The following is a 25258-nucleotide window of genomic DNA, read 5'->3' on the forward strand; positions in this document are numbered from 1 at the left end:
CGGCAGGCCTTCCATGTCGCCCCGGCTCTGCACCGCGCGGCTGCCGATCCAGTTGGCGCGCTGCACCGCTTCGGCGACGCTGTGGTTCTCCAGCAGGGCGCTGATCAGGCCGACGGCGAAACCGTCGCCGGCGCCCACGGTGTCGACCACCTGGGTCACCGGCACGGCCTCGACGAAACCTTCGTGCAACGGGGTGCGGTAATAGGCGCCATGGGCACCGAGCTTGATCGCCACGGCCTCGACGCCCTGGTCCAGGTAAAACGCGGCGATGTCGGCCGGGTCTTCATAGCCGGTCAGCAGGCGGCCTTCGCTCAGGCCCGGCAGCACCCAATGGGCGAGCACGGCCAGGCGGTTGATTTCGTGGATCATCAGTTTTTCGCTGCCCCACAGGCTGGGCCGCAGGTTCGGGTCGAAGGACACACTGCGGCCGGCCGAGCGCATTCTGCTCATCAGGCTGTGGGACAGGTCCCGGGCCGAGGCCGACAGTGCCGGGGGAATGCCGGTGGCGTGCAGGTGACGGGCGCGCAGCAGTTCGGGGGCGATGTCGGCGATGCTCAGGTGGCTGGCCGCCGAACCACGGCGGAAGTATTCCACCCGCGGATCGTCGCCGTGCTCTTCCAGGGACTTGAGCTGGAAACCGGTGGGGTGTTGCCGGTCGGTGGCGACGAAGCGGCAGTCCACGCCTTCGGCCTGCAGGCTGTCGATGACGAAACGCCCCAGGGAGTCGGCGCCGACCCGGCTCAGCCAGCCGACCTTGAAACCCAGGCGCGACAGGCCGATGGCGACGTTGCTGTCGGCGCCGGCGATGCGTTTGTGGAAGTGGCCGACCCGGGCCAGGTCGCCGCTCTGTTCGGCGACGAACATCGCCATGGTTTCACCGAACGACAGGATATCGAGCTCAGACATGGGCATGCTCCAGGCGGGACTGGCCAAGGCGGGCGAGGGTGGCGACGTGTTCGCGGGTCAGCTGCACCAGGTCTTCGCCTTGCAGCGGGTATTCCACGGCCCGGGTCACCCCTTGAGTCATGTGCCGCAGCAATTGTTCCCACAGATGCAGGTCGGCCATGCCCGGCGGTATCGCCACCAGCTTGCCGTCGGCACGCCGGGCCACGGCCTTGCAGTGCACGTAGCCGACATAGCGGCCCAGCAGGCGCGCGGCGGCGGAGGCGGACTGGTCCTGCCACTGCCAGTTGCCGATGTCGAAGGTCATCTGCACCGGCAGGCGGTGGCGCTCGACCTCGGCGAAGAAGCGCTGGAAGGGTTCGATGCGCCCGCCGTGCAGGGTCTGGTCGTTTTCCACCAGCAGTTGCACCGGGGACTGCGCCAGCAGCAGGGCCAGCTGGGGCAGGTCGTTGTGCTCGGTGAAATACCCCAGGGATACCTTGAGGCTTTTCGCACCGAAGGCCTCGGCCCGTTGCAGCGCCTGTTCCAGCAGCGGGTTGGCCCGGGAACGCCCGGCCACCCAGAGTTCCAGCGGCGAAGAAAACACGCTATCCAGTTGCTGCTCGCGGGTGGCCTGGGCCAGTTGGGACGGGTCTTCGACGGTCAGCAGCTCTTCGCGCCATTCGATGCGCGACGCGCCGGCGGCGGCCAGCACCTCGATGAAACTGCCCTGGCCCTGCTCACGGACGCGGTCGGCGCCGTAGCTGGAAAGGCTGATGGATACAGGCGATTTATTCATGGTCATAGCCTCTGAAACCGGTTTCATTTGTTCTCAAAAAAAAGCCCCACAAAAGAAGCTCATTTCCCTATCTTCATGCCTGCGCGATCCCTTGTAGCCGCTGCCGAGCGCAGCGAGGCTGCGATCGAGGCCGAAGGACTCGCCAGGCAGGCAGCGTGTTTCCCCCGTTCCTGCGAGGTGTCAGGTTTTGCGGCAACTGCGTTGCCGATCGCAGCCTCGCAGGCTCGGCAGCGGCTACACCGGCACCGCGATTCCCGAGTCGATCCGTGGTTACAGAGACCCTCGTTGTCGGGTGGAGCCGCGGACGATCAGCTCGGCCGGGAAGTCCAGCACCCGCAGCGGCTCGACATCGCCGCGCAAGCGCTTGAGCAGGCACTCGAAGGCGCTGGCGCCGATGCGTTCGGTGGGCTGGGCGAGGGCGGTGATGCCGGTGCCCACCAGCGGATACCAGTCGAGGTCGTCGAGGGCGATCAGGCCGATCTCGTCGAACAGCGCGCAGCCCAGCTCGCGCAAGGCCCGGGTCGCGGCCAGGGCGGCGACGCCGTTGGCGCAGAACAGGGCTTTCGGCCCGGGGCCGGGGGCGGCGAGGAACGCTTGCAGTTGCTGGTTCAGCGCGGCACCGGTTTCCACCGCCGCGCCTTGCAACGCTGGATGCTGCTGGATCTGCGCCTTGAAGCTGTTGCTGCGCTCGATCCGCGAACTGGTGCCGTCATGGGGTTCGCTGACCAGCAGCAGGTCGCGATAGCCGCGCTCTTGCAGGTGTTCGATGGCGCTGCGCACGGCTTGCGGGTTGTCCAGGCCGACCAGGTCGCTGTGCAGCTGCTCGACCTTGCGGTCCACCAGGACCATGGGCATTTCCCGATGCAGTTCGCGCAGTTCGTCCAGATGATGGCCGAGGGTGTTCACGATCAGCCCTTCGATGTTGTACGAGCGCAGGTTGGCCAGGTGCTGGCGTTCCTGCTCGTCGTCGCGGTCGGTGTTGCACACCACCAGGCTGTAGCCGTGCTGGCGGCAGGCGGTTTCCACGCCATGCATCACGGCAATCGAATAGGGGTTGCGGATATCGGCCACCAGCATGCCGATCAGGCGCGTGCGCCCGCGTTTCAGGCCGCGGGCCATCTGGTTCGGGCGGTAGCCCAGTTCGGCTATCGCCTGTTCGATGCGCAGGGCGATGGCATCGGAGAGCAGGGCGCGGTCTTCGCCGATAAAGCGCGACACGCTGGCCTTGGAGACCCCGGCGCGTTCGGCGACATCGAGCATGGTGACGCGGCTGCGCTGGGCGGCGGAAAAACTGTTCACGGGCGGCGACCTGTCTTTGGCGTTCTTGTTATGGGCGTATCCGTTCCAGGTGCGACGTTCTGCCGCATCGCTGAAACCGGTTTCAGAAAACAGCAAAGCGCTTTCGCCGTCAAGCGCGATCAGCGCCAGCGGGATGAAAAAAATGTCATGCGGCCGAGCGCGGGTGGTCCTCTTTGGCAGAGGAAAGCGTCTGGCACCTGCGTTGCAGGTGATCGCGGGCAAGCCTCGCTCCTACAGAGAACTCACAAGTCTGTAGGAGCGAGCGGGCGGCGATCCGACTTGCCCGCGATAAGGACTACGCGGTGTCGTTGAAAAAAAGCTATTCGAGGCAGCTCCGCAGGTAGTCGAGCAGGACGCCATACAGCGCATCCACCTCCGGCGCCAGGCCCCGGGCCCGCAGGCAGCCATGCACCAGGCCGAGGCCCGGGTACAGCTGGCTGTGGCCGCCGGCGGCGAGCAACCGTTGGTGATACAGCGCGCCGTCGTCGCGCAGCGGGTCGAACTGCGCCAGGGCGATAAAGGCGGCGGGCAGGCCACTGAAATCCGTGGCCAGCAAGGGCCGGGCATAGGGCGAACGCTGGCTCGGGCCGGGCAAATACAGGGCCTGGTAGGCGTCCAGGTCGTTGCTGCCGAGCAGGGGCGCGTCGGCGCACTGGCTGCGCGAGGGCAGGTCGGCGGCGCTACCGAGGCCGGGGTACAGCAGCACCTGGGCGGCGGGCAAGGGGTCGCCGGCATCGCGCAGGGCCAGGCACAAGGCCGCGGCGAGGTTGCCGCCGGCGCTGTCGCCGATCACCAGCTGTCGCCGGGCGTCCAGGGCAAAGGGGCTGGCGCCGGCCTGCAAGGCGCGCCAGGCCGCCAGGCAATCGTCGAAGGCGGCGGGAAACGGATGCTCGGGCGCCAGGCGGTAATCCACGGCAACCACCAGCACCTGCAGCTGCGCCGCCAGGTAGGCGGTGATGAAATCGTGGGAATCCAGGTCGCCCACCACCCAGCCGCCCCCGTGCAGGTACAGCAGGCAGGGCCAGCCATCCGCGGGTGTCGGGCTGGTGGGGCAATAGGCGCGAGCCGGGACCCCGGCCAGTCGCAATCCGCTGACCCGCAGGCCGTCGGGACGGGGCGGGGTGAACGCCTGGCACATGCGGCTGTAGCTGTCGCGCCAGCCCTTGAAGCTGTTGTCGGGGCTGGTGAAACTCTGCGTCCTGGCGACGAAGGCGGCGAGTTCGGGGGAGAGCGGGTAGTGGCGCATGGGCGGGGGATGTCCGTTGTCGGGGCGGGCGTCATCGCGGGCAAGCCTCGCTCCTACGGGATCACATTGCTTCTGTAGGAGCGAGCGGGCGGCGATCCGGCTTGCCCGCGATCAGGCTATTTCAAGCTGGCCTGCACGGCCGCCACGCCATCCTTGCCGTCGAAGCTGCTGACCCCGGCCAGCCAGCGTTGCAGGTCCTCGGGGTGCTCGCGCAGCCATTGCCGCGCCACGTCCTGGGGCGTCTTGCGTTCCATGATCGGCACCATCAACTGGCTTTCCTGGGCCGCGCTGAAGGTCAGGTTTTCCAGCAGGCGCTGGACGTTGGGGCAGCGCTCGGCGAAGTCCGGCGCGGTGACGGTGGACACGCTGGCCGCGCCTTCGTTGGGGCCGTAGACGTCTTCGCTGCCGGTCAGGTATTCGATCCGCATATTGATGTTCATCGGGTGCGGGGTCCAGCCGACGAAGACCACGAACTCCTTGCGGTTGATCGCCCGTTGCACTGCCGCGAGCATACCGGCCTCGCCGGACTCCACCAGCTTGAAGCCCTTGAGGCCGAAGCGGTCGCTGTCGATCATCGTCTTGAGGGTGGTGTTGGCGCCGCTGCCGGGCTCGATGCCATAGATCTTGCCGCCCAGTTGCTCCTTGAAGCGGGCGATGTCGGCAAAGGTCTTCAGGCCCGCGGCGGCGACATAGTCCGGCACGGCGAGGGTGGCCTGGGCGTCGGCCAGGCTCGGCTTATCCAGGACCTTGACTTGCCCGGCCTCGAGGAACGGCGCGATGTTCTTGTCCATCGCCGGTTTCCAGTAGCCGAGGAAGATGTCCAGGCGCTTGTCGCGGATGCCGGCGAAGATGATCTGCTGCACCGCGCTGGTCTGTTTGCTGTCGTAGCCCAGGCCGGTCAGCAGCACGTCGGCCATGCCGCTGGTGGCGATGACGTCGGTCCAGTTGACCACGCCCATGCGCACGGTCTTGCAGGAAGCGGGCTCGCTGGCCCAGGCATTGGCGCTGAGCAGCAGGGCGCCACAGAGAAGCGGGAGACAAGGCTTGAACAGGGTTTTCATCACAGGGTCTCGTCCGGCAGGTCGTTATTGTCAAAGGCGGCGTCTTGTTGCGCCGTGGGGGTCTGTACGAAAAGTGGCTGCGCTCGGCCATGCTGCGTTAAAAACAGGCTCGGAATGCTCATTTAGGCCCCTAAACTCCGCTTCCTCGCCTGTTTTTGCCTTGCCTGGCCATCGCTCGCCGACTTTTCGTAAAGACCCCAGCACCACTTTAGGTAACGCAGACCGTTATGAAAGCGCCCTGAGGCGACCGGCTCTTGCACTGGGGCGACTCAGTTCAGGCCCACAGGCTGGCCCAGGCCGAGGCCAGCAGCAACAGCGCCATGCCCTGGTTGAAACGCTGCATGGCCCGCGGCGAGCGCAGCAGCCGGGCGGAGCCGGCACCGAGCAGCGCCCAGGTGCCGAGGCAGGGCAGGGACACCAGGAAAAACACCAGCGACAGGTACAGCACCCGGCCCTGGTGTTCGCTGCCGTTGCCGGCGAACACGCTGGCCACGACCAGGGCCATCATCCAGGTTTTCGGGTTGACCAGTTGCAGGCTGGCGGCGCCGAGCAGGCCCAGGCGTCGGTGTGGGGTATCGGCCTGTGGGTCGAGGGACGGGGCCGGGGCGCGGAAGATCTGCCAGGCCAGGTAGCTCAGCCAGATCACCCCGGCCCAGCGCATGGCACTCGGCAGCCCGGGCACTTCCATCAGCGTGCGGCCGAGGCCGCTGCCCACCAGCATGACGATGCCGGCGGCGGCCACGCAGGCGCCGAGCACGATCGGCAGCGCGGCCTTGAAGCCGTAGCGGGCGCTGTTGCTCAGCACCAGGATATTGGTCGGCCCCGGGGTGATCGAGGCGACGAAGGCGAACAGCAGGAAGGGCAGCAGGGTGGATAGGGAAGACAACATCGCAGGCAGGCTCCAGTGAAGATCGATGAAGGCGATCTTCGCCGGCGCGGGTTCAGGCGTCTGGAAGGTTTGAGCAGCGCTTGCGGTAGGCCGCCGGGGTCAGGCCGTAGGCGCGGACGAACCAGCGACCCATATGGCTCTGGTCGGCGAACCCCAGGGCCATGGCCACCTCGGCCGGTTGTGCGCCGCGGGCCAGCAGGCGCCGGGCCTTGGCCAGGCGCAATTGCACCAGGTAGGCGTGGGGCGGCAGGCCATAGGCGGCCTTGAAGGCGCGGGTCAGGCGGAAGCGGTCGACGCCACAGACCGCGCCCAATTCGTCCAGGCTGATGTCCTGCTGGGCATGGGCATGCAGGTAGTCGCGGGCCTTGTGCGCCACCAGCGGCAGGCGCGGGTCCTGGTGGTAGCGCTTGCGCCAGTGCAGGTGCCCGGTGAGCTGGTCGAGCAACTGGTCCATGGCACTCTGGCGGACGATGCGCAGCTCGCCGTGGTGCAGGCTGTGGAAGGCCGTGCTGGTGGCCTGGGCCAGGCGCTGGTCGCTGGCCAGGGTGCTGGCGAAACTCAGCTGGCTGTCGGCCGGCGCCTCTTCGAACAGCGCGCTCAGCTCACGCTCCAGCCACTGCGGGTCGAGGTACAGCATGCGGTAGGTGAAGCCGCCTTCGGTGGGCGCGTCGCCGTCGTGGATTTCCCCGGGTTCGAGCAAAAACACCTTGCCCGGGGTGCTGTGAAAACGCTCGCGCCGACAGTGGAATTGCTGCACGCCTTCCTCGGTCACACCCACCAGGTAGCTGTCATGCCAGTGGGGGTCGTAGGCATGGCCGGTGAAATGGGCGCGCAGGGTCTCGATGCCGGTGTCGGCATCCTGGGCCAGATCGATCCAGTTGTGCGCGTTCATGGGATATCCGTGACGAGGGCGGGAACGCCAGTTAGCGCCCGCCGGCCGGGGCAGATCTAGAACATTTGTGCGGCATCAGCCGAACAGCCCTGCGGCGATGTTGATGGAAAACCCGAGGATCGCGGTGTTGAACAGAAAACCGATCAGCGACTGGGCCAGGACGATCTTGCGCAACTCGCGGGTGGCGACGCCGACGTCGGAGGTCTGCACCGCCACGCCGATGGTGAAGGAGAAGTACAGGAAGTCCCAGTAATTGGGGGTGGTCAGGCCTTCGGCGAAACGCAGGGCCGGGTCCTTGCCGCCCCAGGTGTAGTAGAGGCGGGCGTAGTGCACGCTGAAGATCACCCCGATCAGCAACCAGGAACCCAGCACCGTGAGGCCGGTAAAGGCGTAATGCAGCAGGCGTCGGCCGGTTTCCAGGTCCTTGCTGCCGGCCAGCGAGAAGGTGATGGCGGCGAGGCTGGCGATGGCCGCGATGCACACCATGAACAGCACCAGCCCGGCGTTTTCATCCTCGACCTCGGCGATGCGTTTCACGTCGTCGGCCCTGGACCGTGCGGTGAGCCAGCACATCAGCGCCAGGTAGCTCCAGACCCCGGCGTTCCAGCCGATGAGAATCTTGCTGATCAGCAGGTCGGCCGGTGCCAGGATGCCCACCGCCAGGCCGATCAGGGCACCGATGGTCAGGCGAGGGTGGGTACGTACAAGAAGGGACATGACGGCTCGCTGTGGCGGATTTGCCGCAAACCTTAGCATGCCGGCCCTGTAGCCGCAGGGCCGGCGGCACCCTGCGGTCACATAGGTCTTCTTCTGTAGGAGCGAAGCTTGCTCGCGATAAGTCCTCAACAATAACGCGGTGCGTTGAAGACCCGCCACATGACTATTCGGCAGCTCCTGGCGCCGCGACGCCCGCTTGTTTGTCACTGCGGCGCCTGACCAGCTTCATCACCACCACGAAGAACACCGGCACGAACACCACTGCGAGGGTCGCGGTGATCATGCCGCCGATCACCCCGGTACCGATGGCCTGCTGGCTGGCCGAGCTGGCGCCGCTGGCGATGGCCAGGGGCACCACGCCGAGGATGAACGCCAGCGAGGTCATGACGATCGGCCGCAGGCGCAGGCGCGCGGCCTGCACCGTGGCGTCCACCAGGTCGTGGCCTTCGTCGTACAGGCTCTTGGCGAACTCGATGATCAGGATCGCGTTTTTCGCCGACAGGCCGATGATGGTGATCAGCCCGACCTTGAAGAACACGTCGTTGGGCATGCCACGCAGGGTCACCGCCAGGACCGCGCCAAGCACGCCCAGGGGCACCACCAGCAGCACCGAGGTCGGAATCGACCAGCTCTCGTACAGCGCCGCCAGGCACAGGAACACGATCAGCAGCGACAGCCCCAGGAGCAGCGGCGCCTGGCTGCCGGACAGGCGTTCCTGCAGCGACAGGCCGGTCCATTCCTGGCCCAGGCCGGCCGGCAGCTGGCTGACCAGGCGCTCGATTTCCGCCATGGCCTCGCCGGTGCTGTGGCCCGCGCTCGGCTCGCCGGAAATGCTGATGGCCGGGTAGCCGTTGTAGCGGGTCAGCTGGGTCGGGCCCTGGGTCCAGCGCGCCTGGGCAAAGGCCGACAGCGGCACCATCTTGCCGAGGTTGTTGCGCACATGGATCTTCAGCAGGTCTTCCACCTGGCTGCGTCGATCGCCCTCGGCCTGGACCACCACCCGCTGCATCCGCCCCTGGTTGGGGAAGTCGTTGATGTAGCTGGAACCGACCGCGGTGGACAGCACATTGCCGATGTCGGCAAAGGACACGCCCAGGGCATTGGCCTGCTTGCGGTCGACTTCCAGGTGCACCTGCGGCGCCTCGGCCAGGGCGCTTTCGCGCACGTTGACCAGGATCGGGCTCTTTTCCGCGGCGGCCAGCAATTCGGTGCGGGCCTGCATCAACGCGGCATGGCCGATGCCGCCGCGGTCCTGCAGGCGGAACTCGAAGCCGCTGGAGGTGCCCAGGCCGTCCACCGGCGGTGGCAGCACGGCGTAGGAAACCGCGTCCTTGATTTCACTGAAGGCGGCGTTGGCCCGGTCGGCGATGGATTGCGCCGAATCGTCGCTACCACGCTGTGACCAGTCCTTGAGGGTGGTGAAGGTCAATGCGGCGTTCTGCCCGCTGCCGGAGAAGCTGAAGCCGAGAATCACCGTGCTGTCGCCGACCCCCGGTTCGCTGGCGTTGTGCGCCTCGATCTGCTCCACCACCTGGATCGTGCGGTTCTTGCTCGCGCCCGGTGGCAGCTGGATGTCGGTGATGGTGTAGCCCTGGTCTTCCACCGGCAGGAACGAAGAGGGCAGGCGGCTGAACAGCAGCCCCAGGCCCACCAGCAGCACCCCATACACCAGCAGGTAGCGGCCGCAGCGTTTCAGCGCATAGGCGACCCAGCGCTGGTAGCCGTCGCTGAGGTGTTCGAAGCGCCGGTTGAACCAGCCGAAGAAGCCGCCTTTTTCATGGTGCTCGCCCTTGGCGATCGGCTTGAGCAGGGTGGCGCACAGGGCCGGGGTCAGGGTCAGGGCGAGGAAGGCCGAGAACAGGATCGAGGTGGCCATCGACAGCGAGAACTGCTGGTAGATGACGCCCACCGAACCTGGCATGAAGGCCATCGGCAGGAACACCGCCACCAGCACCAGGGTGATGCCGATGATGGCGCCGGTGATCTGCTGCATCGCCTTGCGCGTCGCCTCCCGGGGCGACAGGCCCTCGCTGACCATGATCCGCTCGACGTTCTCCACCACCACGATGGCGTCGTCCACCAGGATGCCGATGGCCAGGACCATGCCGAACATGGTCAGCACGTTGATCGAGAAACCCAGCGCCAGCATGGTGGCGAAGGTGCCCATCAGCGCCACCGGTACCACCAGAGTCGGGATCAGCGTGTAGCGGATGTTCTGCAGGAACAGGAACATCACCGCGAACACCAGCAGCATGGCTTCGCCCAGGGTGTAGATCACCTTGGTGATCGAGACCTTGACGAAGGGCGAGGTGTCGTAGGGGATCTTGTATTCCACGCCGGCCGGGAAGTAGCGCGACAGCTCGTCCATCTTCGCCCGGATCAGGGTCGCGGTGTTCAGGGCGTTGGCCCCCGGCGACAGTTGCACGCCGACCGCGGTGGAAGGCTTGCCGTTGAGGCGGGTGGAGAACTGGTATTCCTGGCTGCCGACTTCCACCCGGGCGACATCGCCGACGCGCACGGTGGAGCCGTCCGGATTGGCCCGCAGGACGATGTCGGCGAACTCTTCCGGGGTCGACAGCTGGCCCTTGACCAGCACCGTGGCGGTGATTTCCTGGCTCGAACTGCCCGGCAGGTCGCCGATGCTGCCGGCCGAGACCTGGGCGTTCTGCGCGACGATCGCCGCGTTGACGTCGGCCGGGGTCAGGTTGAAGCCGATCAGCTTCTGCGGGTCGATCCACACCCGCATGGCGCGCTCGGCGCCGTACAGCTGGGCCTTGCCGACCCCGTCCAGGCGGCGGATCTCGTTCATCACGTTACGCGCCAGGTAGTCGCTGAGCGCGGTGTCGTCGAGCTTGCCGTCGTTGGAGGTAAGGGTGATCAGCAGCAGGAAGCCGGCCGAGACCTTTTCCACCTGCAAGCCTTGCTGGGTCACCGCTTGCGGCAGGCGCGGCTCCACCACCTTGAGGCGGTTCTGCACGTCGACCTGGGCCATTTCCGGGTTGGTGCCCGGCTGGAAGGTGGCGGTGATGGTGGCGCTGCCCAGGCTGCTCTGGGACGAGAAGTACAGCAGGTGATCGGCGCCGTTGAGCTCTTCCTCGATCAGGCTGACCACGCTTTCGTCCACGGTCTGCGCCGAGGCGCCCGGGTACACGGCGTAGATCTCGATGCTCGGCGGGGCGACGTCGGGGTACTGCGCCACCGGCAACTGCGGGATGGAGAGGGCGCCGGCCAGCAGGATAAACAGGGCGACCACCCAGGCGAACACCGGACGGTCGATAAAGAATTGCGGCATGAGGGTTCCTACCTACTGTCCAGTGGTCTGGGCAAGGGGAAGAGGGCTGTCGTCGATCTGCACCTTTTCGCCCGGACGGGCGTGCTGCAGGCCCTCGACGACGATACGGTCGCCGGCCTGGAGGCCGTCGCTGACGATCCAGCGGTCCTTTTGCGCGGCGCCCAGTTGCACCGGGCGCTGCACCACCCGCTGCTCGGCATCCACCAGCAGCACCTGGGCGATGCCGGCGCTGTCGCGCTGGATGGCGCGCTGCGGCACGCTGATGCCCTGGCGGTTCACCGCCTGCTCCAGGCGCACGCGAATGAAGCTGCCGGGCAGCAGGTCGAGGTCCGGGTTGGGAAACTCGCTGCGCAGGATGATCTGGCCGGTGCTCGGGTCGACGCTGATGTCGGCGAACAGCAGCTTGCCCGGCAGCGGGTAGAGGCTGCCGTCGTCCTGGATCAGCGTGGCCTTGGCCTGGTCCTGGCCGACCTGCTGCAACTGGCCGGCGCGGAAGGCCCGGCGCAGGTCGTTGAGCTCGCGGGTCGACTGGGTGAGGTCGGCGTGGATCGGGTCCAGTTGCTGGATCAGCGCCAGCGGCGTGGTTTCGTTCTGGCCCACCAGCGCGCCCTCGGTGACCAGGGCGCGGCCGACGCGCCCGGAGATCGGCGCGGTGACGGTGGCGTAGCCCAGGTTCAGCCGGGCGCGCTGCACGGCGGCCTGGTTGGCGGCTACCTCGGCGGCGGTCTGGCGCGCGTTGGCCCGGGCGTTGTCGTATTCCTGGGCGCTGATGGCCTTGTCTTCGATCAACTGGGCGTAGCGCTGCTCCTGCAGCCGCGCCTGGAAGGCATTGGCCTCGGCCTTGCGCAGGCTGGCCAGGGCGCTGTCGAGGTCGGCCTTGAACGGTGCCGGGTCGATGCGAAACAGTACGTCGCCCTGCTTGACGTCGGTGCCTTCGCGGAAGGTCCGTTGCAGCACCACGCCGGCCACCCGCGCCCGGACCTCGGCGATGCGCGGCGCGGCGATGCGCCCGCTCAGTTCGCTGCTGATCGACAGCGGGCGAGTTTCGATGGTTTCGATCCGGACCTTGGCCAACGGCGCCTGTTCCTCGGCGGTGGAGGCCTTGTCACAAGCGCTCAGCGCGGCTGCCAGCAACAACAGGCAGAACGGCGCAAACAGGTTTTTCGACATGCTGATACCCCAATGATGACTGCGGCATGCTAAGGGCATGCCGCAAGAACCGCTGTGAAGCTGTGTAGGTGCTGTGTGAAAAAGTGTGAAGCGAATGCTCGGGCGCGCGCGAGGTTGTATATCCTTTGTGCCTCGCTGATCGGGCGGCGGCTTCCCAGGGAACACTCCAAGGAACGTTGTCGCTGTGTTTTTCTTCACTCAAAGACGCTCATTCCCATGCCCAACATTCTTCTGGTCGAAGACGACCCCGCGCTCTCTGAACTGATCGCCAGTTACCTGGAGCGCAACGGCTATCAGGTCAATGTCATCAGCCGCGGCGACCAGGTGCGTGAACGGGCGCGGGTCAATCCGCCGGACCTGGTGATTCTCGACCTGATGCTGCCGGGCCTGGACGGCCTGCAGGTCTGCCGCCTGCTGCGGGCCGACTCGGCGTCGCTGCCGATCCTGATGCTGACCGCCCGTGATGATAGCCACGATCAGGTGCTGGGTCTGGAAATGGGCGCCGACGATTATGTGACAAAACCGTGCGAACCGCGCGTGCTGCTGGCGCGGGTGCGTACCCTGTTGCGCCGCAGCAGCCTCGGCGAGCCGCAGACCGCCAGCGACCGGATCCTCATGGGCAACCTGTGCATCGACCTGTCGGAGCGCACCGTGAGCTGGCGCGATCAATTGGTGGAACTGTCCAGCGGCGAGTACAACCTGCTGGTGGTGCTGGCCCGGCATGCCGGCGAGGTGCTGAGCCGCGACCAGATCCTGCAACGCCTGCGGGGCATCGAGTTCAACGGCACCGACCGCTCGGTGGACGTGGCGATTTCCAAGCTGCGGCGCAAGTTCGACGACCACGCCGGCGAGGCGCGCAAGATCAAGACCGTATGGGGCAAGGGCTACCTGTTCAGCCGTTCCGAATGGGAATGCTGAGTCGATGCTGAGAATCCTGATTCGCCTGTACCTGGTGACCATCGTCTCGTTCAGCGCGGCGATCTACCTGGTCCCGGAGCTGGTGGTGAAGGTCTTCCACGAGCGTTTCATCACCTACAACCTGGACTATTCCCGGGGCCTGCAAAGCCTGATCGTCAAACAGTTTCGCGGCGTACCCGCAGAGCAGTGGCCGGCCCTGGCCGCGGAAATGGACCAGGAGTTCCAGCCGCTGCACATCGTCCTGACCCGCAACGACGATGCCGATTTCACCCTGTACGAGCGCGAACGCCTGCAACGCGGCGAGAACGTGGTGCGGGTCGGCGACTGGGGCTGGCGCACCCTCGCGGTGGCGCCGCTGGACGAGCAGATGGCGGTGCAGATGGTGGTGCCGCCGGACCCGATCGACGTCAGCCTGCTGTACTGGAGCATCAACGTGCTGATCGGCGCGACCATGCTTGCCTGCCTGTTGCTCTGGCTGCGGCCGCACTGGCGCGACCTGGAACGCCTGAAACACGCCGCCGAGCGCTTCGGCAAGGGCCACTTGAGCGAGCGCACGCAGATCCCCTCGAGCTCCAACATCGGCAGCCTGGCCAATGTCTTCGACACCATGGCCGGCGACATCGAAAACCTGCTCAACCAGCAACGCGACCTGCTCAACGCGGTGTCCCACGAGCTGCGCACGCCCTTGACCCGGCTCGACTTCGGCCTGGCCCTGGCGCTCTCCGACGACCTGCCGGCGACCAGCCGCGAACGCCTGCAAGGGCTGGTGGCGCACATTCGCGAGCTCGACGAACTGGTGCTCGAGCTGCTGTCCTACAGCCGGTTGCAGATCCCGGCGCAGTTGCCGGAGCAGGTCGAGGTGTCGCTGGACGAGTTCATCGACAGCATCCTCGGCAGCGTCGACGACGAGCTGGAATCCCCGGACATCGTCATCGATGTGTTGCTGCTCGGCAGCCTGGAGCGTTTCACCCTCGATCCGCGGCTGACCGCCCGGGCGATCCAGAACCTGCTGCGCAACGCCATGCGTTATTGCGAAAAGCGCATCAAGGTCGGGGTGCAGGTCAGCGACAGCGGCTGTGAAATCTGGGTCGACGACGATGGCATCGGCATTCCCGACGATGAGCGTGAGCGGGTGTTCGAACCGTTCTACCGCCTGGACCGCAGCCGCGATCGCGCCACTGGCGGCTTCGGCCTCGGCCTGGCGATCAGCCGCCGGGCCCTGGAAGCCCAGGGCGGGACCCTGACCGTCGAGGCCTCGCCGCTGGGCGGCGCGCGTTTCCGCCTGTGGCTGCCGACGCCGGCCTGAGCCATGCCGGGCATCCCCAGCGACGGGAAGGCCCGGCAGTCGGCGTTATGGAAGAGGCTGCATCAGCACAGCGCGGTCGGCTGTAGCTCGCTGGCCTTGATCAGGTTCACGCCTGCCGCGCGCATCTGCCGGGTGGCCTTGTCCAGCGAGCCGTCCATGTCGATGGCCCGGCAGGCATCGACGATCACGAAGGTATTGAAGCCCGCCGCCCGCGCATCCAGCGCCGACCAGGCCACGCAGTAGTCCAGGGCCAGCCCCACCAGATACACCGTGTCGATGCCGCGCTGGCTCAGGTAGCCGGCCAGGCCGGTCGTGGTGCTGCGGTCCGCCTCGACGAAGGCCGAGTAACTGTCGATATCCGGATTGCAACCCTTGCGCAGGATCAGCTGGGCATGGGGCAGGTTGAGTTTCGGGTGCAGTTCGGCGCCACAGCTGGCCTGCACGCAATGGTCCGGCCAGAGCACCTGCGGGCCATAGGGCAGCTGGATGATGTCGTTCGGCGCGTGGCCTTCGTGGCTGGAGGCGAACGAGATATGCCCGGCCGGGTGCCAGTCCTGGGCGATCACCACCTGCTTGAAGTGGCCGCCCAGGCGATTGATCAAGGGCACGATCTGGTCGCCCCCCGGCACCGCCAGCGCGCCGCCGGGGATGAAGTCGTTCTGTACGTCGATGACCAGCAGCGCCTTGCGTGAGCGACGGCTGCTGGAGGTTTTGGTCGTAGGCATGTGCAAGCTCCCTGAGGTTGAACGATCAGTCCATTCTCCGAGAGCATAGCGCGCCCGGTCCATGGCACCGCTCCGCCGGTCAGGGCGTGGGCGCTGCCTGACGTCAGGCCTGGTTGCCAGCCACAATGGCCGCTTCGTCGCGGCCCTGTTGGGCCAGGCGATTGGTGTAGTCGCCGCGCTCGGCGTCCGGCAATCGGGTGGTGCGCTGGCTGACGCAGCGCTGGTTCCTGCTGTCCCAGACCTGGCCGTCCGGGCAATTGGGGGCGGCCGCCAGCACGCTCGCCAGCAGGCTGCCGGCGAGCAGCAGCGGGGCGCCGAAGACGAGGGGAGGGAGGTTCATCGCGCAGTCTCCATTCGGATAGCGGTCCCCCCATTAAAGGTCCATCGTCCTGGCCGCGCCGCCCAAACTGACAGATTTTTCATGCCGTCAGTCGCCTGGGCGGGGCTATGCTGGGCAGCATTGGCCAATGACCTGGAGGCGACCGATGAAAGACCCGCAACCTTCGATCCATCACGCTGCCGCCGACGGCTACAAGGGCGCGGCCGACACCTATGTGCGTGGCCGCCCGGATTACCCGCCGGCGCTGGACCAGTGGCTGCGCGCCCGCCTGGGCTTGCAGGCCGGCCAGGTGGTGGTCGATCTCGGCGCCGGCACCGGCAAGTTCACCGGGCGTCTATTAGCCACCGGGGCGCGGGTGATTGCCGTGGAGCCAGTGGCGCAAATGCTCACCAAACTCGCCGCCAGCCATCCCCGGGCCGAAGCCCTGAGCGGCGCCGCCACTTCTATTCCGCTGGCCGACGAGTCGGTGGACGCGGTGGTCTGCGCCCAGGCCTTTCACTGGTTCGCCAGCCATGAGGCGTTGAACGAAATCGCCCGGGTGCTCAAGCCGGGCGGCCGCCTGGGCCTGGTGTGGAACCTGCGCGATGCGCGGGTGCCGTGGGTGCAACGCCTGGACCGGATCGTCAACGCCCTGCAAGGCGACACGCCGCGCTATTACACCGGAGCCTGGCGCCAGGCCTTTCCCCATCCGCTGTTCACGCCCTTGCAGGAGCAGCATTTCAGCAACAGCCACAGCGGCGCGCCGGAGAATGTGATTTTCGACCGGGTGCGCTCCACCAGTTTCATCGCCGCCTTGCCGGATGCGGAGCGGGCGCAGGTCGACCGGCAGATCGCCGCACTGATCGCCGAGGAGCCGGAGCTGCGAGACAAGTGCGTGGTCAGCGTGCCTTACGAAACCGCGGCGTTCTGGGCCCACAAAATCCCGTGATCGCGCAATCCCATTGCCCGCAACCTTCCTGTAGGAGCGAGCTTGCTCGCGATGAGCGCAAAGCGCTCGCCTTGAAGATCACCCGTTTAACCTGTGAGTACGCGCGGGTCAGGAATTGAGCGCTACGCGCTCTATCGCGAGCAAGCTCGCTCCTACAGGGGCCGCAGTGTTGCCAGTCCCGGTTTTGGCCGATGCGCTGCCTTACTGCGCGGCACGGGCCCTTGCTATAGTTCGGGCCTCATTTTTTTGCCCGGTAAGGAATGCTGCCCATGTCCGAATATCAAGCCTTTCGCGTCGAACTTGCTGACAACATCGCCCATGTGCAGATCAATCGTCCGGAAAAGATCAACTCGATGAACGCCGCGTTCTGGAGCGAGATCGTCGAGATATTCCGCTGGATCGACGACACCGACGCGGTCCGCGTGGTGGTGTTGAGCGGCGCCGGCAAGCACTTTTCCTCCGGCATCGACCTGATGATGCTGGCCGGGGTGGCCAATGAACTGGGCAAGGACGTCGGGCGCAACGCGCGCCTGCTGCGGCGCAAGATCCTGCAGCTGCAGGCGTCCTTCAATGCCGTCGACAACTGCCGCAAGCCGGTGCTGGCGGCGATCCAGGGTTACTGCCTGGGCGGCGCCATCGACCTGATCGCCGCTTGCGACATGCGCTACGCCGCCGCGGACGCGCAATTCTCGATCAAGGAAATCGATATCGGCATGGCCGCCGATGTCGGCACTTTGCAACGTTTGCCGCGTATCATCGGTGACGGCATGCTGCGCGAACTGGCTTACACTGGACGCACCTTCGGCGCCGAGGAAGCGCGCAGCATCGGCCTGGTCAATCGCACCTACGCCGACAGCGAAAGCCTGCTCGACGGCGTGATGGGCATCGCCTGGGAAATCGCCAGCAAGTCGCCGATCGCCGTCAGCGGTACCAAGGAAATGATCAGCTACATGCGCGACCATCGCATCGACGACGGCCTGGAATACATCGCTACCTGGAACGCCGCCATGCTGCAATCCACCGACCTGCGCGTGGCCATGGCCGCCCATATGAGCAAACAGAAACCTGAATTTCTGGATTGATTGAACATGACTTCACGCTGGACCACCGCAGTACTGGATATCGACCTTCCCGGCGGATGGGCCGTGGCCCGCGGCCCGCAGGGCTTTCTGTTCGACGACAACGGCGCGCTGTTCCCCCGCGAATGGCTCAAGCGCCAGGACCTGCCGATCCTCGCCGAGCACGGCATCGGCCACCTGGATGGCGAGCCGGTCTACCTGCTGGAACTCAAGAGCGTTTCCGAGGTGCCGGGATGCAACTGGAAAGGCCTGCGGGCGTTCATGCTCGACGGCGACCACACCCTGTACAAGGTCCTGGGCTATGCCGCGCAGATCGGCACCTGGGCCCGCGAGCACCGCTTCTGCGGCAACTGCGGCCAGCCCATGACCCAGGTGATGCGCGAGCGGGCGATGTACTGCGAGCCCTGCGACCTGCGCAGCTACCCACGGATCTCGCCGAGCATGATCGTGCTGATCACCCGTGGCGACGAGGTGCTGCTGGCCCGTTCGCCGCGCTTTGTCCCCGGGGTCTACAGCACCCTGGCCGGGTTCGCCGAGCCGGGCGAGTCGGCCGAGGACTGCCTGGTGCGCGAGGTGCGCGAGGAGGTGCAGATCGAGGTCAAGAATATCCAGTACATCGGCAGCCAGTGCTGGCCGTTCCCGCATTCGATGATGCTGGGGTTTCATGCCGAGTACGCCGGCGGCGAGATCGTGCCGCAGGAAGACGAGATCGAGGATGCGCAGTGGTTCAACGTGCATGCGCTGCCGCCGCTGCCGGCGTCGCGCTCGATTGCCCGCTACCTGATCGATCTGTATGTGGCCCGGCGCCTGGGGTTGGTGGAGCCTGTACTGCCGGGTTGAGCGCCGGCTGGAAGGAAGCTGGAAGAAAACGGGGCGGGCGAATCCATTGGGTTCGCCCGCTGTCGTTTCAGGAGGTCAGACGGCGCTGAACCAGTGCTGCCAGGCCAGGCGCACGGTCAGGCCCAGGACCACGGTGATGAACACCGGGCGAATGAATTTAGCGCCGCCGCTGATGGCGGTGCGGGCGCCGAAGAAGGCGCCGACCATCAACGACAGGCCCATGCTCAGGCCGATGGCCCAATCCACCTGGCCCGAGAAAATGAAGATCGACAGCGCCGCGGCGTTGCTGACGAAGTTCATGCTGCGCGCCACGCCGCTGGCCTTGACCAGGTCGATGGGGTAGAGCAGCAGGCTGCTGACGGTCCAGAAGGCGCCCGTGCCGGGGCCGGCCACGCCGTCGTAGAAACCGAGGCTGAAGCCCTGGGTCGATTGCCACTTTTTCTTGATCGGCGCCTCGCTGTCCAGCGGCGCTTTTGGCGTGCCGCCGAACAGCAGGTACACGCCACAGGCGAAGACGATCACCGGCAGCATCTTGTTCAGCCATTCGGCCGGCAGGTAATGGGCTACCACCGCGCCGGTCAGCGCGCCCACCAGCGTGCCGACGATGGCGTGGGTCCATTGCCGCGGGTGGAACAGCTTGCGCCGGTAGAAGGTGAAGCTGGCGGTGGCCGAGCCAAAGGTCGAACTCAGTTTGTTGGTGCCCAGCACCAGGTGCGGCGGCAGGCCGGCGGTAAGCAGCGCCGGTGTGGTGAGTAGGCCGCCACCGCCGGCGATGGCATCGATAAAGCCGGCAATGAAGGCAACGAGAGCAAGAATGGCGAGGGTGGTCAAATCTACGCTGAGTTCGAAAGGCATGGGATCGACTTATTTCGGCGGGGCGCAGAAAAGCTGCGCGAAGGGTCGGTATCTTACCCATAACCTTTCACGCCCGCGACCGCCCGATACCGGTAGGAGCGAGGCTTGCCCGCGATGAGGCCCTTATAAACGCCACAATTCTTTAAGGATAGCGGCGCGGCCACTGAGGCCATCGCGGGCAATCGAGCGTCGACCGGCCGCTCCTACAGGAGAGCCTGAGAGGCTGTTATTGGCGTTCGGGGCCGTTGCCGATCTGCCACACGAACGGCGGTTCGCTGCCATTGATCGCCCAGTCGCCGACGATGCGCGCCTTGTAGATCACCGGGTTGTGCGACGACACGGTGCGGGCGTTGCGCCAGTGGCGGTCGAGGGCCTTGCCTTGGCGGATGTCCGAAGCGCCGAGGGCATTGAACAGTTCGCTGGTGGCGCGCTGGATCAGCTCGGTGACCACCACCTGGGCCGTGGCCGACTGGATTTCCGCCGCGACATTGGCCGCCCGTTCCGTCTCGTCATTACCGGTAAAGCGCGCCAGGTAGGCCTGCTGCGCCGGTTGCGCCGCGCGCACCGCGCTGGCCTCGGCGGCGTACACCAGGGCCGAGATCTCGCCGACCACCTGCTGCACCTGGGCATCCTCGCTGACCCGTGGCGCATTGCCGTGGCTGTAGATGCGCTTGCGGTTGCGCACTTCGTTGGCCACATCGCGCACGGCGGCGCGGCCGATGCCCGCCAGCGTCGCCAGCAGCACCAACTGGTAGAAGGCGGTCTGGTATTTGAAGCGGGTGGCGAAGTCGATGAGGTTCTCGGCCTCCACTTCGGCATCGACAAAATGCGCGGTGCCGCTGCCGGTGGTGCGCTGGCCGAAGCCGTCCCAGTCGTCGCTCTGCACGATGCCCGGCTGGCGGGTGCGCACCGCGGCGATCACGTCGCCGCCGGTGTCGCTGCGCCGGGCGTAGACATCGATCCAGTCGGAGAAAATGCTCCCGGTGCTGTAGAACTTCTCGCCGTTGAGCCGCCATTTGTCGCCATCCGGCGAGACCCGGGTGATCACGTCGCCGATGGCCACGTTGCCGATCTCGGTCCAGGCGCAGCCGACGATGTCGCCGTCGACGAAACGCTTGAACCACAGGTCCCGCGCCGGCCCCGGGGCGGCGTTGAGCCGGTCCTCGGCAAAGGCGAAGTGCCCGCGCAAGGCTTGCGGCACGTTGGAGTCGGCCTCGGCCAACTCGATCAGCAGTTGGAACAACTGCGGTAGGGAGGCGCCGCCGCCACCGTATTCCACGGGCACCCGCACTGCGCCAAAGCCGGCTTCCTTGAGCCACAGGATCGCTTCGTACGGCAGGCTGCGCGATTGCTCGCGGGCCACCGCGCCGGCGGCGATCCGGCTGAAGATCGGCCGGAAGCGCCCGGCCAGGGTTTCGTAGTCGACGCCTACGGACAATGGGTTGATTACCTGGTGTTCGGTCATGGGCACAGCTCCTTCTCAGCAATAAATTGGCTCGGCGGTGAAAAGCGTGGTTTCTGCGGAGCGGATTGCACGGTCCGTGCCGGGAGGCGGGTGGCCGTAATCAGCGGGCCGGGCGCGGGACGGCTCGCCGGCAACTGTTGCCCAGCCAACAGCGCATCAACAAATCGACCTGTTGATGGAGGAGACGACGGTCTACCTGTAGCCGCTGCCGCAGGCTGCGATCGGCTGCGCAGCAGACGCCGCTTTTGCCGACGCAGGAAGGCCCTTCGGGCCTTTGCGCAGCCTGCGGCAGCGGCTACAGGGGCGAGTGTCTTCTGGCGTTTTGTGGCTGGCACGGTTGCTGCTCTATTCCCCGGACACTTCAGTCGCGAGGACAAGCCAATGAGTCAGCAAGCCGTGAAATTTGCCTACTGGGTGCCGAACGTCAGCGGTGGGCTGGTGGTCAGCAAGATCGAGCAGCGCACCCACTGGGGCATCGACTACAACCGCAAGCTGGCGCAGCTGGCCGAGGCCGCCGGGTTCGAGTACGCCCTGACCCAGATCCGTTTCACCGCCGGCTACGGCGCCGAGTTCCAGCATGAGTCCGTGGCGTTCAGCCATGCGCTGCTGGCCGCCACCGAGAAGCTCAAGGTGATCGCGGCGATCCTGCCCGGCCCCTGGCAGCCGGCGTTGGCGGCCAAGCAGCTGGCGACCATCGACCAGCTGACCCATGGCCGGATCGCGGTGAACATCGTCAGCGGCTGGTTCAAGGGCGAATTCCAGGCCATCGGCGAACACTGGCTGGAGCACGACGAGCGTTATCGGCGTTCCGAAGAATTCATCCGTTCCCTCAAGGGCATCTGGAGCCAGGACAATTTCAGCTTCCGCGGCGACTTCTATCGCTTCGACAACTACAGCCTCAAGCCCAAGCCGCTGGGCCAGCCGGAAGTGTTCCAGGGCGGCAGTTCCCGCGCCGCGCGGGACATGGCCGCGCGGGTGTCCGACTGGTATTTCACCAACGGCAACACGCCGGAAGGCATCAAGGCCCAGGTCGACGACATTCGCGCCAAGGCCGCGGCGAACCATCATTCGGTGAAAGTCGGGGTCAATGCCTTCGTGATTGCCCGCGACACCGAGGAAGAAGCGCGCGCGGTGCTGGCCGAGATCATCGACCAGGCCGACCCGGAAGCGGTGAATGCCTTTGGCGATGCGGCGAAACAGGCGGGCAAGGCGTCGCCGGAAGGCGAGGGTAACTGGGCCAAGTCCACCTTCGAGGACCTGGTGCAGTACAACGATGGGTTCAAGACCAACCTGATCGGCACGCCACAGCAGATCGCCGAGCGCATCGTCGCCTTGAAGGCGGTGGGCGTGGACCTGGTGCTGGCGGGGTTCCTGCATTTCCAGGAAGAGGTGGAATACTTCGGCAAGCGCGTATTGCCACTGGTGCGCGAGCTGGAAGCCAAGGCGGCGCTGAAGCGCGAGGATGCCGCGGCTTGAGGTGGACAATTGTAGGAGCGAGCTTGCTCGCGATGCCGGCACCGCGGTCTGTCCGACAGACCGCTATCGCGAGCAAGCTCGCTCCTGCAAGGGGATTACAAGCCCAGTTCGGACAGCCCCGGGTGGTCATCCGGGCGCCGGCCCAGCGGCCAGTGGAACTTGCGCTCGCTTTCCTTGATCGGCATGTCGTTGATGCAGGCGTAGCGGTTGGACATCAGGCCGTGCTCGTCGAATTCCCAGTTCTCGTTGCCGTAGGAACGGAACCAGTTGCCCGAGTCGTCGTGCCATTCGTAGGCATAACGCACGGCGATGCGGTTGTCGGTAAAGGCCCAGAGTTCCTTGATCAGGCGGTAGTCCAGCTCCTTGGCCCATTTGCGGGTCAAAAACCCCTTGGCCTCTTCGCGGTTGTGGGCGAACTCGGCGCGGTTACGCCATTGGGTGTCCAGGGTGTAGGCCAGGGACACTCGCTGCGGGTCGCGGGAGTTCCAACCGTCTTCGGCCAGGCGGATCTTTTCAATGGCCGATTCGCGGGTGAAAGGGGGAAGTGGCGGACGAACTTCAGCGTTAGATGACATGTAAAGTCTCCAATGAAAGTTGAGGTTCAGCAGGGTGTCGAACTTGTTTTAAACGATTACAGGTCCAATAACTTTCGCGCCATGCATTGCGCATTATCGGCGGCACTGCGATCACCCATCACAAGTGCAACGGTAATGGCGCCGTCGATCAGGATCAGCAGCTGTCTGGCTTGCTCCTCCGGATCCTCGGTGCCGTGTTTTTCAGCAATGTGTGCCTTGCAGAGCTCGAGCACGTAGTCGAGCAGTTTCTGTTTGTGTTCCCTGGCCACCACCCGTACCGGGTCCTGCGGGTCGCCGGTCTCGCCGCTGGTATTGATGAAGGCGCAGCCGCGAAAGTCCTCCGAGGCGAACCAGTCGCCCAGCACCGTGAACAGGTTGAGCAGGCGCGCGGCCGGCGTCGGGGCCTTGCCCACCTCGCGGGTGAACCAGTGCATCCAGCGCAGGTCGCGGCGTTGCAGGGCGGCCACCACCAGCTCGTCCTTGGTGGTGAAGTAGCGGTAGATGCTTTTTCTGGAGACGCCGGCGGTCTTCACCAGAAGATCCATGCCAGTGGCGGCGATGCCACTTTTGTAGATCAACTTTTCGGTGACATCCAGAATGATGTCGCGTGTGTCGTTGCTAGTGATTTCGTTCATGTGGTGTACAGTAGAACGATCGTTCTCCTTGGTCAATAAGTTGTTTTTCCACACGCGAAATTATTGTCGTCGCTTATCCCGTTGCGAGCGGTTGTGCGGCGGGGACGAAGGACAGGCGACAAATCTTCACAGCGACCCGCAAGACCCGAACCGGCACCTTGGTGTAAGCTCTTGCGCTCTTTTGGATTCGACCTTCTGCGAGCCCTATGCCGTCGCTTTTCAAACGTTCCCTGCTGCCCAAATTGCGCAGCTTCCCGCTGGCTGCCGATGACCTGACCATCCTCAACGGCGCCGCCGAATTCCGCCGTTGCCTGCTGGAGAAAATCGCCCAGGCCACCCGGCGCATCTATATCGTCGCCCTGTACCTGCAACAGGATGAGGCCGGCCAGGAAATTCTCGATGCCTTGCACGCCGCCAAGGCCGCGCGCCCGGAGCTGGACGTGGTGGTCGTGGTCGACTGGCTGCGCGCCCAGCGCGGGCTGATCGGCGCCGGCAAGCAGCCGGGCAACTCGGCCTGGTACCAGGAAATGACCCGTACCCACGCCAGTGAGGTGCCGGTGTACGGCGTGCCGGTGCAGACCCGCGAGCTGTTCGGCGTGCTGCACCTGAAGGGTTTCGTGATCGACGATTGCGTGATCTACAGCGGCGCCAGCCTGAACAACGTGTACCTGCACAAGTTCGACAAGTACCGCTTCGACCGCTACCACCTGCTGCACAACCGCGAGCTGGCCGACTCCATGCAGCACCTGGTCCAGCATGGCCTGGTGGCGTCGCGGGCGGTGCATCGCCTGGACCTGCCGAACCTGCCGACCACCCGCAGCCTGCGCAACGACATCGGCGACCTGCGCAGCCGCCTCAAGCACGCGGCCTACGACACCAGTGCCGGTGGGGTGCTCAAGGACACACTGTCGGTCAGCCCGCTGCTCGGGGTGGGCAAGAACAACCCGCTGAGCCGGGTCATCTGCGAACTGATCGCCAGCGCCCAGCAGCAACTGACCATCTGCACGCCGTACTTCAACCTGCCGCTGGCGGTGACCCGGGAAATCAATCGCGCCCTGGCGCGCGGGGTGAAGATCGACATTATCGTCGGCGACAAGACCGCCAACGACTTCTACATTCCGCCGAGCGAGCCGTTCAAGGTCATCGCCGCGCTGCCTTATCTGTACGAGATCAGCCTGCGGCGCTTCGCCAAGCGGCATCAGAAGGCCATCGACAGCGGCCGCCTGAACCTGCACCTGTGGCGCGACGGCGACAATACCTACCACCTCAAGGGCATGTGGGTGGACCAGCGCTACACCCTGCTCACCGGCAACAACCTCAACCCGCGGGCCTTCCGCCTCGACCTGGAAAACGCCTTGCTGCTCGACGACCCCAAGGGCGAGTTGCTGGAGCCGCGGCGCCAGGAGCTGGAAACGATCTTCCGCCACACCCAGCGCATCGAGCACTTCCAGCGCCTGGAAACCCTGGTGGACTACCCGGCGGCGGTCGGCAAGTTCCTGCGCCGGGTCAGCCGGGTGCGGATCGAGCGGTTGCTCTACCGCATCCTCTGAGGTCCGCGGCGAACGATCCACGATGGGTCGTTCTTGCTGGCCCTGAAGCCCCTGCGGGGCTTATCGCAGCCTGCGGCAGCGGCTACACGGAGCCAGTCTCCGACCCTGTAGCCGCTGCCGAGCCCGCGAGGCTGCGACAAGGCCCGCAGGGCCTTCATCGGTCTCGAGATCGCCGCGCCTCTTCGGGACGTACGCAGCCTGCGGCAGCGGCTACATGAAGCCAGTCTCCGATCCTGTAGCCGCTGCCGAGCCCGCGAGTCTGCGATAAGGCCCGCAGGGCCTTCATCGGTCTCGAGATCGCCGCGCCCCTTCGGGACGT

The 25258-nt window shown here is 65.8% G+C and carries 23 protein-coding genes; 7 read left to right on the plus strand and 16 right to left on the minus strand.

Annotated elements, in window-relative coordinates; translation table 11 throughout:
• The 10 genes from PVZ80_RS01005 to PVZ80_RS01050 form a co-directional block, all read right to left on the minus strand.
• A partial coding sequence (locus PVZ80_RS01005) for a sugar kinase (RefSeq protein ID WP_273863322.1) occupies positions 1–906 on the minus strand: 906 nt, incomplete at its 3' end.
• Positions 899–1681 (minus strand): sugar phosphate isomerase/epimerase family protein, encoded by a 783-nt coding sequence (locus tag PVZ80_RS01010; protein WP_273863323.1) that lies wholly within the window; start codon positions 1679–1681, stop codon positions 899–901. The genes PVZ80_RS01005 and PVZ80_RS01010, both read right to left, overlap by 8 nt.
• A gap of 270 nt (positions 1682–1951) precedes the next feature.
• A complete protein-coding gene (locus tag PVZ80_RS01015; RefSeq protein ID WP_053269238.1) occupies positions 1952–2980 on the minus strand; it encodes a LacI family DNA-binding transcriptional regulator in 1029 nt (342 codons plus the stop codon).
• A gap of 319 nt (positions 2981–3299) precedes the next feature.
• Positions 3300–4226 carry an alpha/beta hydrolase gene (locus tag PVZ80_RS01020; protein ID WP_273863325.1) on the minus strand — a complete coding sequence of 309 codons (927 nt, stop codon included), beginning with the start codon at positions 4224–4226 and terminating at the stop codon, positions 3300–3302.
• Positions 4227–4342: 116 nt separating this feature from the next.
• Positions 4343–5287 carry a choline ABC transporter substrate-binding protein gene (locus PVZ80_RS01025; protein ID WP_273863326.1) on the minus strand — a complete coding sequence of 315 codons (945 nt, stop codon included), beginning with the start codon at positions 5285–5287 and terminating at the stop codon, positions 4343–4345.
• A gap of 274 nt (positions 5288–5561) precedes the next feature.
• Positions 5562–6176 (minus strand): LysE family translocator, encoded by a 615-nt coding sequence (locus tag PVZ80_RS01030; protein WP_273863327.1) that lies wholly within the window; start codon positions 6174–6176, stop codon positions 5562–5564.
• 52 nt (positions 6177–6228) lie between these two features.
• Complete coding sequence (locus tag PVZ80_RS01035) at positions 6229–7068, minus strand: AraC family transcriptional regulator (protein WP_009049288.1); 840 nt, start codon at positions 7066–7068, stop codon at positions 6229–6231.
• A 75-nt stretch (positions 7069–7143) separates the two neighbouring features.
• On the minus strand, positions 7144–7785 hold the full coding sequence (locus PVZ80_RS01040) for a DUF1345 domain-containing protein (RefSeq protein ID WP_041983467.1): 642 nt from the start codon (positions 7783–7785) through the stop codon (positions 7144–7146).
• Positions 7786–7948: 163 nt separating this feature from the next.
• The gene (locus tag PVZ80_RS01045) at positions 7949–11077 is read right to left on the minus strand and encodes an efflux RND transporter permease subunit (RefSeq protein ID WP_101282618.1); all 3129 of its coding nucleotides are present in this window, start codon (positions 11075–11077) and stop codon (positions 7949–7951) included.
• Positions 11078–11089: 12 nt separating this feature from the next.
• Complete coding sequence (locus tag PVZ80_RS01050) at positions 11090–12247, minus strand: efflux RND transporter periplasmic adaptor subunit (protein ID WP_009049285.1); 1158 nt, start codon at positions 12245–12247, stop codon at positions 11090–11092.
• A gap of 216 nt (positions 12248–12463) precedes the next feature.
• On the opposite strand from PVZ80_RS01050, the gene PVZ80_RS01055 reads away from it, so the two are divergent.
• Both PVZ80_RS01055 and PVZ80_RS01060 read left to right on the plus strand, forming a co-directional pair.
• A complete protein-coding gene (locus PVZ80_RS01055; RefSeq protein WP_007926528.1) occupies positions 12464–13165 on the plus strand; it encodes a response regulator transcription factor in 702 nt (233 codons plus the stop codon).
• A 4-nt stretch (positions 13166–13169) separates the two neighbouring features.
• The gene (locus tag PVZ80_RS01060; RefSeq protein WP_016704152.1) at positions 13170–14471 is read left to right on the plus strand and encodes an ATP-binding protein; all 1302 of its coding nucleotides are present in this window, start codon (positions 13170–13172) and stop codon (positions 14469–14471) included.
• A gap of 62 nt (positions 14472–14533) precedes the next feature.
• Here the strand turns inward: PVZ80_RS01060 and pncA are convergent, their stop codons facing one another.
• The gene (gene pncA, locus PVZ80_RS01065; RefSeq protein ID WP_273863328.1) at positions 14534–15196 is read right to left on the minus strand and encodes a bifunctional nicotinamidase/pyrazinamidase; all 663 of its coding nucleotides are present in this window, start codon (positions 15194–15196) and stop codon (positions 14534–14536) included.
• A gap of 103 nt (positions 15197–15299) precedes the next feature.
• Entirely contained in the window at positions 15300–15536 is a 237-nt protein-coding gene (locus PVZ80_RS01070; RefSeq protein WP_009049282.1) for a hypothetical protein, read from the minus strand.
• Between the two features lie 145 nt (positions 15537–15681).
• Between PVZ80_RS01070 and PVZ80_RS01075 the strand changes: the two genes are divergently transcribed.
• The 3 genes from PVZ80_RS01075 (at position 15682) to nudC (ending at position 18383) form a co-directional block, all read left to right on the plus strand.
• Entirely contained in the window at positions 15682–16464 is a 783-nt protein-coding gene (locus PVZ80_RS01075) for a class I SAM-dependent methyltransferase (RefSeq protein WP_041983475.1), read from the plus strand.
• 269 nt (positions 16465–16733) lie between these two features.
• Positions 16734–17546 (plus strand): crotonase/enoyl-CoA hydratase family protein, encoded by an 813-nt coding sequence (locus PVZ80_RS01080; protein WP_009049280.1) that lies wholly within the window; start codon positions 16734–16736, stop codon positions 17544–17546.
• A gap of 6 nt (positions 17547–17552) precedes the next feature.
• Positions 17553–18383, plus strand: coding sequence for an NAD(+) diphosphatase (nudC, locus tag PVZ80_RS01085; protein WP_273863329.1), 831 nt, complete (start codon positions 17553–17555; stop codon positions 18381–18383).
• Positions 18384–18458: 75 nt separating this feature from the next.
• Here nudC and PVZ80_RS01090 read toward each other — a convergent pair whose 3' ends face one another.
• Both PVZ80_RS01090 and PVZ80_RS01095 read right to left on the minus strand, forming a co-directional pair.
• Positions 18459–19238, minus strand: a complete 780-nt coding sequence (locus PVZ80_RS01090; RefSeq protein ID WP_009044159.1) for a TSUP family transporter — start codon at positions 19236–19238, stop codon at positions 18459–18461.
• A 226-nt stretch (positions 19239–19464) separates the two neighbouring features.
• The gene (locus PVZ80_RS01095) at positions 19465–20703 is read right to left on the minus strand and encodes an acyl-CoA dehydrogenase family protein (protein ID WP_273863330.1); all 1239 of its coding nucleotides are present in this window, start codon (positions 20701–20703) and stop codon (positions 19465–19467) included.
• 381 nt (positions 20704–21084) lie between these two features.
• Between PVZ80_RS01095 and sfnG the strand changes: the two genes are divergently transcribed.
• On the plus strand, positions 21085–22179 hold the full coding sequence (gene sfnG, locus PVZ80_RS01100) for a dimethylsulfone monooxygenase SfnG (protein ID WP_009049277.1): 1095 nt from the start codon (positions 21085–21087) through the stop codon (positions 22177–22179).
• 95 nt (positions 22180–22274) lie between these two features.
• On the opposite strand, the gene PVZ80_RS01105 is transcribed toward sfnG, so the two are convergent.
• Positions 22275–22754, minus strand: coding sequence for a nuclear transport factor 2 family protein (locus PVZ80_RS01105; RefSeq protein ID WP_009049276.1), 480 nt, complete (start codon positions 22752–22754; stop codon positions 22275–22277).
• 56 nt (positions 22755–22810) lie between these two features.
• Positions 22811–23389, minus strand: coding sequence for a TetR/AcrR family transcriptional regulator (locus tag PVZ80_RS01110; RefSeq protein ID WP_009049275.1), 579 nt, complete (start codon positions 23387–23389; stop codon positions 22811–22813).
• A gap of 206 nt (positions 23390–23595) precedes the next feature.
• Between PVZ80_RS01110 and pssA the strand changes: the two genes are divergently transcribed.
• A complete protein-coding gene (pssA, locus tag PVZ80_RS01115) occupies positions 23596–24939 on the plus strand; it encodes a CDP-diacylglycerol--serine O-phosphatidyltransferase (RefSeq protein WP_009049274.1) in 1344 nt (447 codons plus the stop codon).
• Positions 24940–25258 lie beyond the last annotated feature (319 nt).

Source organism: Pseudomonas sp. B3G-3 (genome assembly GCF_028640915.1).
Taxonomy (GTDB): Bacteria; Pseudomonadota; Gammaproteobacteria; order Pseudomonadales; family Pseudomonadaceae; genus Aquipseudomonas; species Aquipseudomonas chlororaphis_I.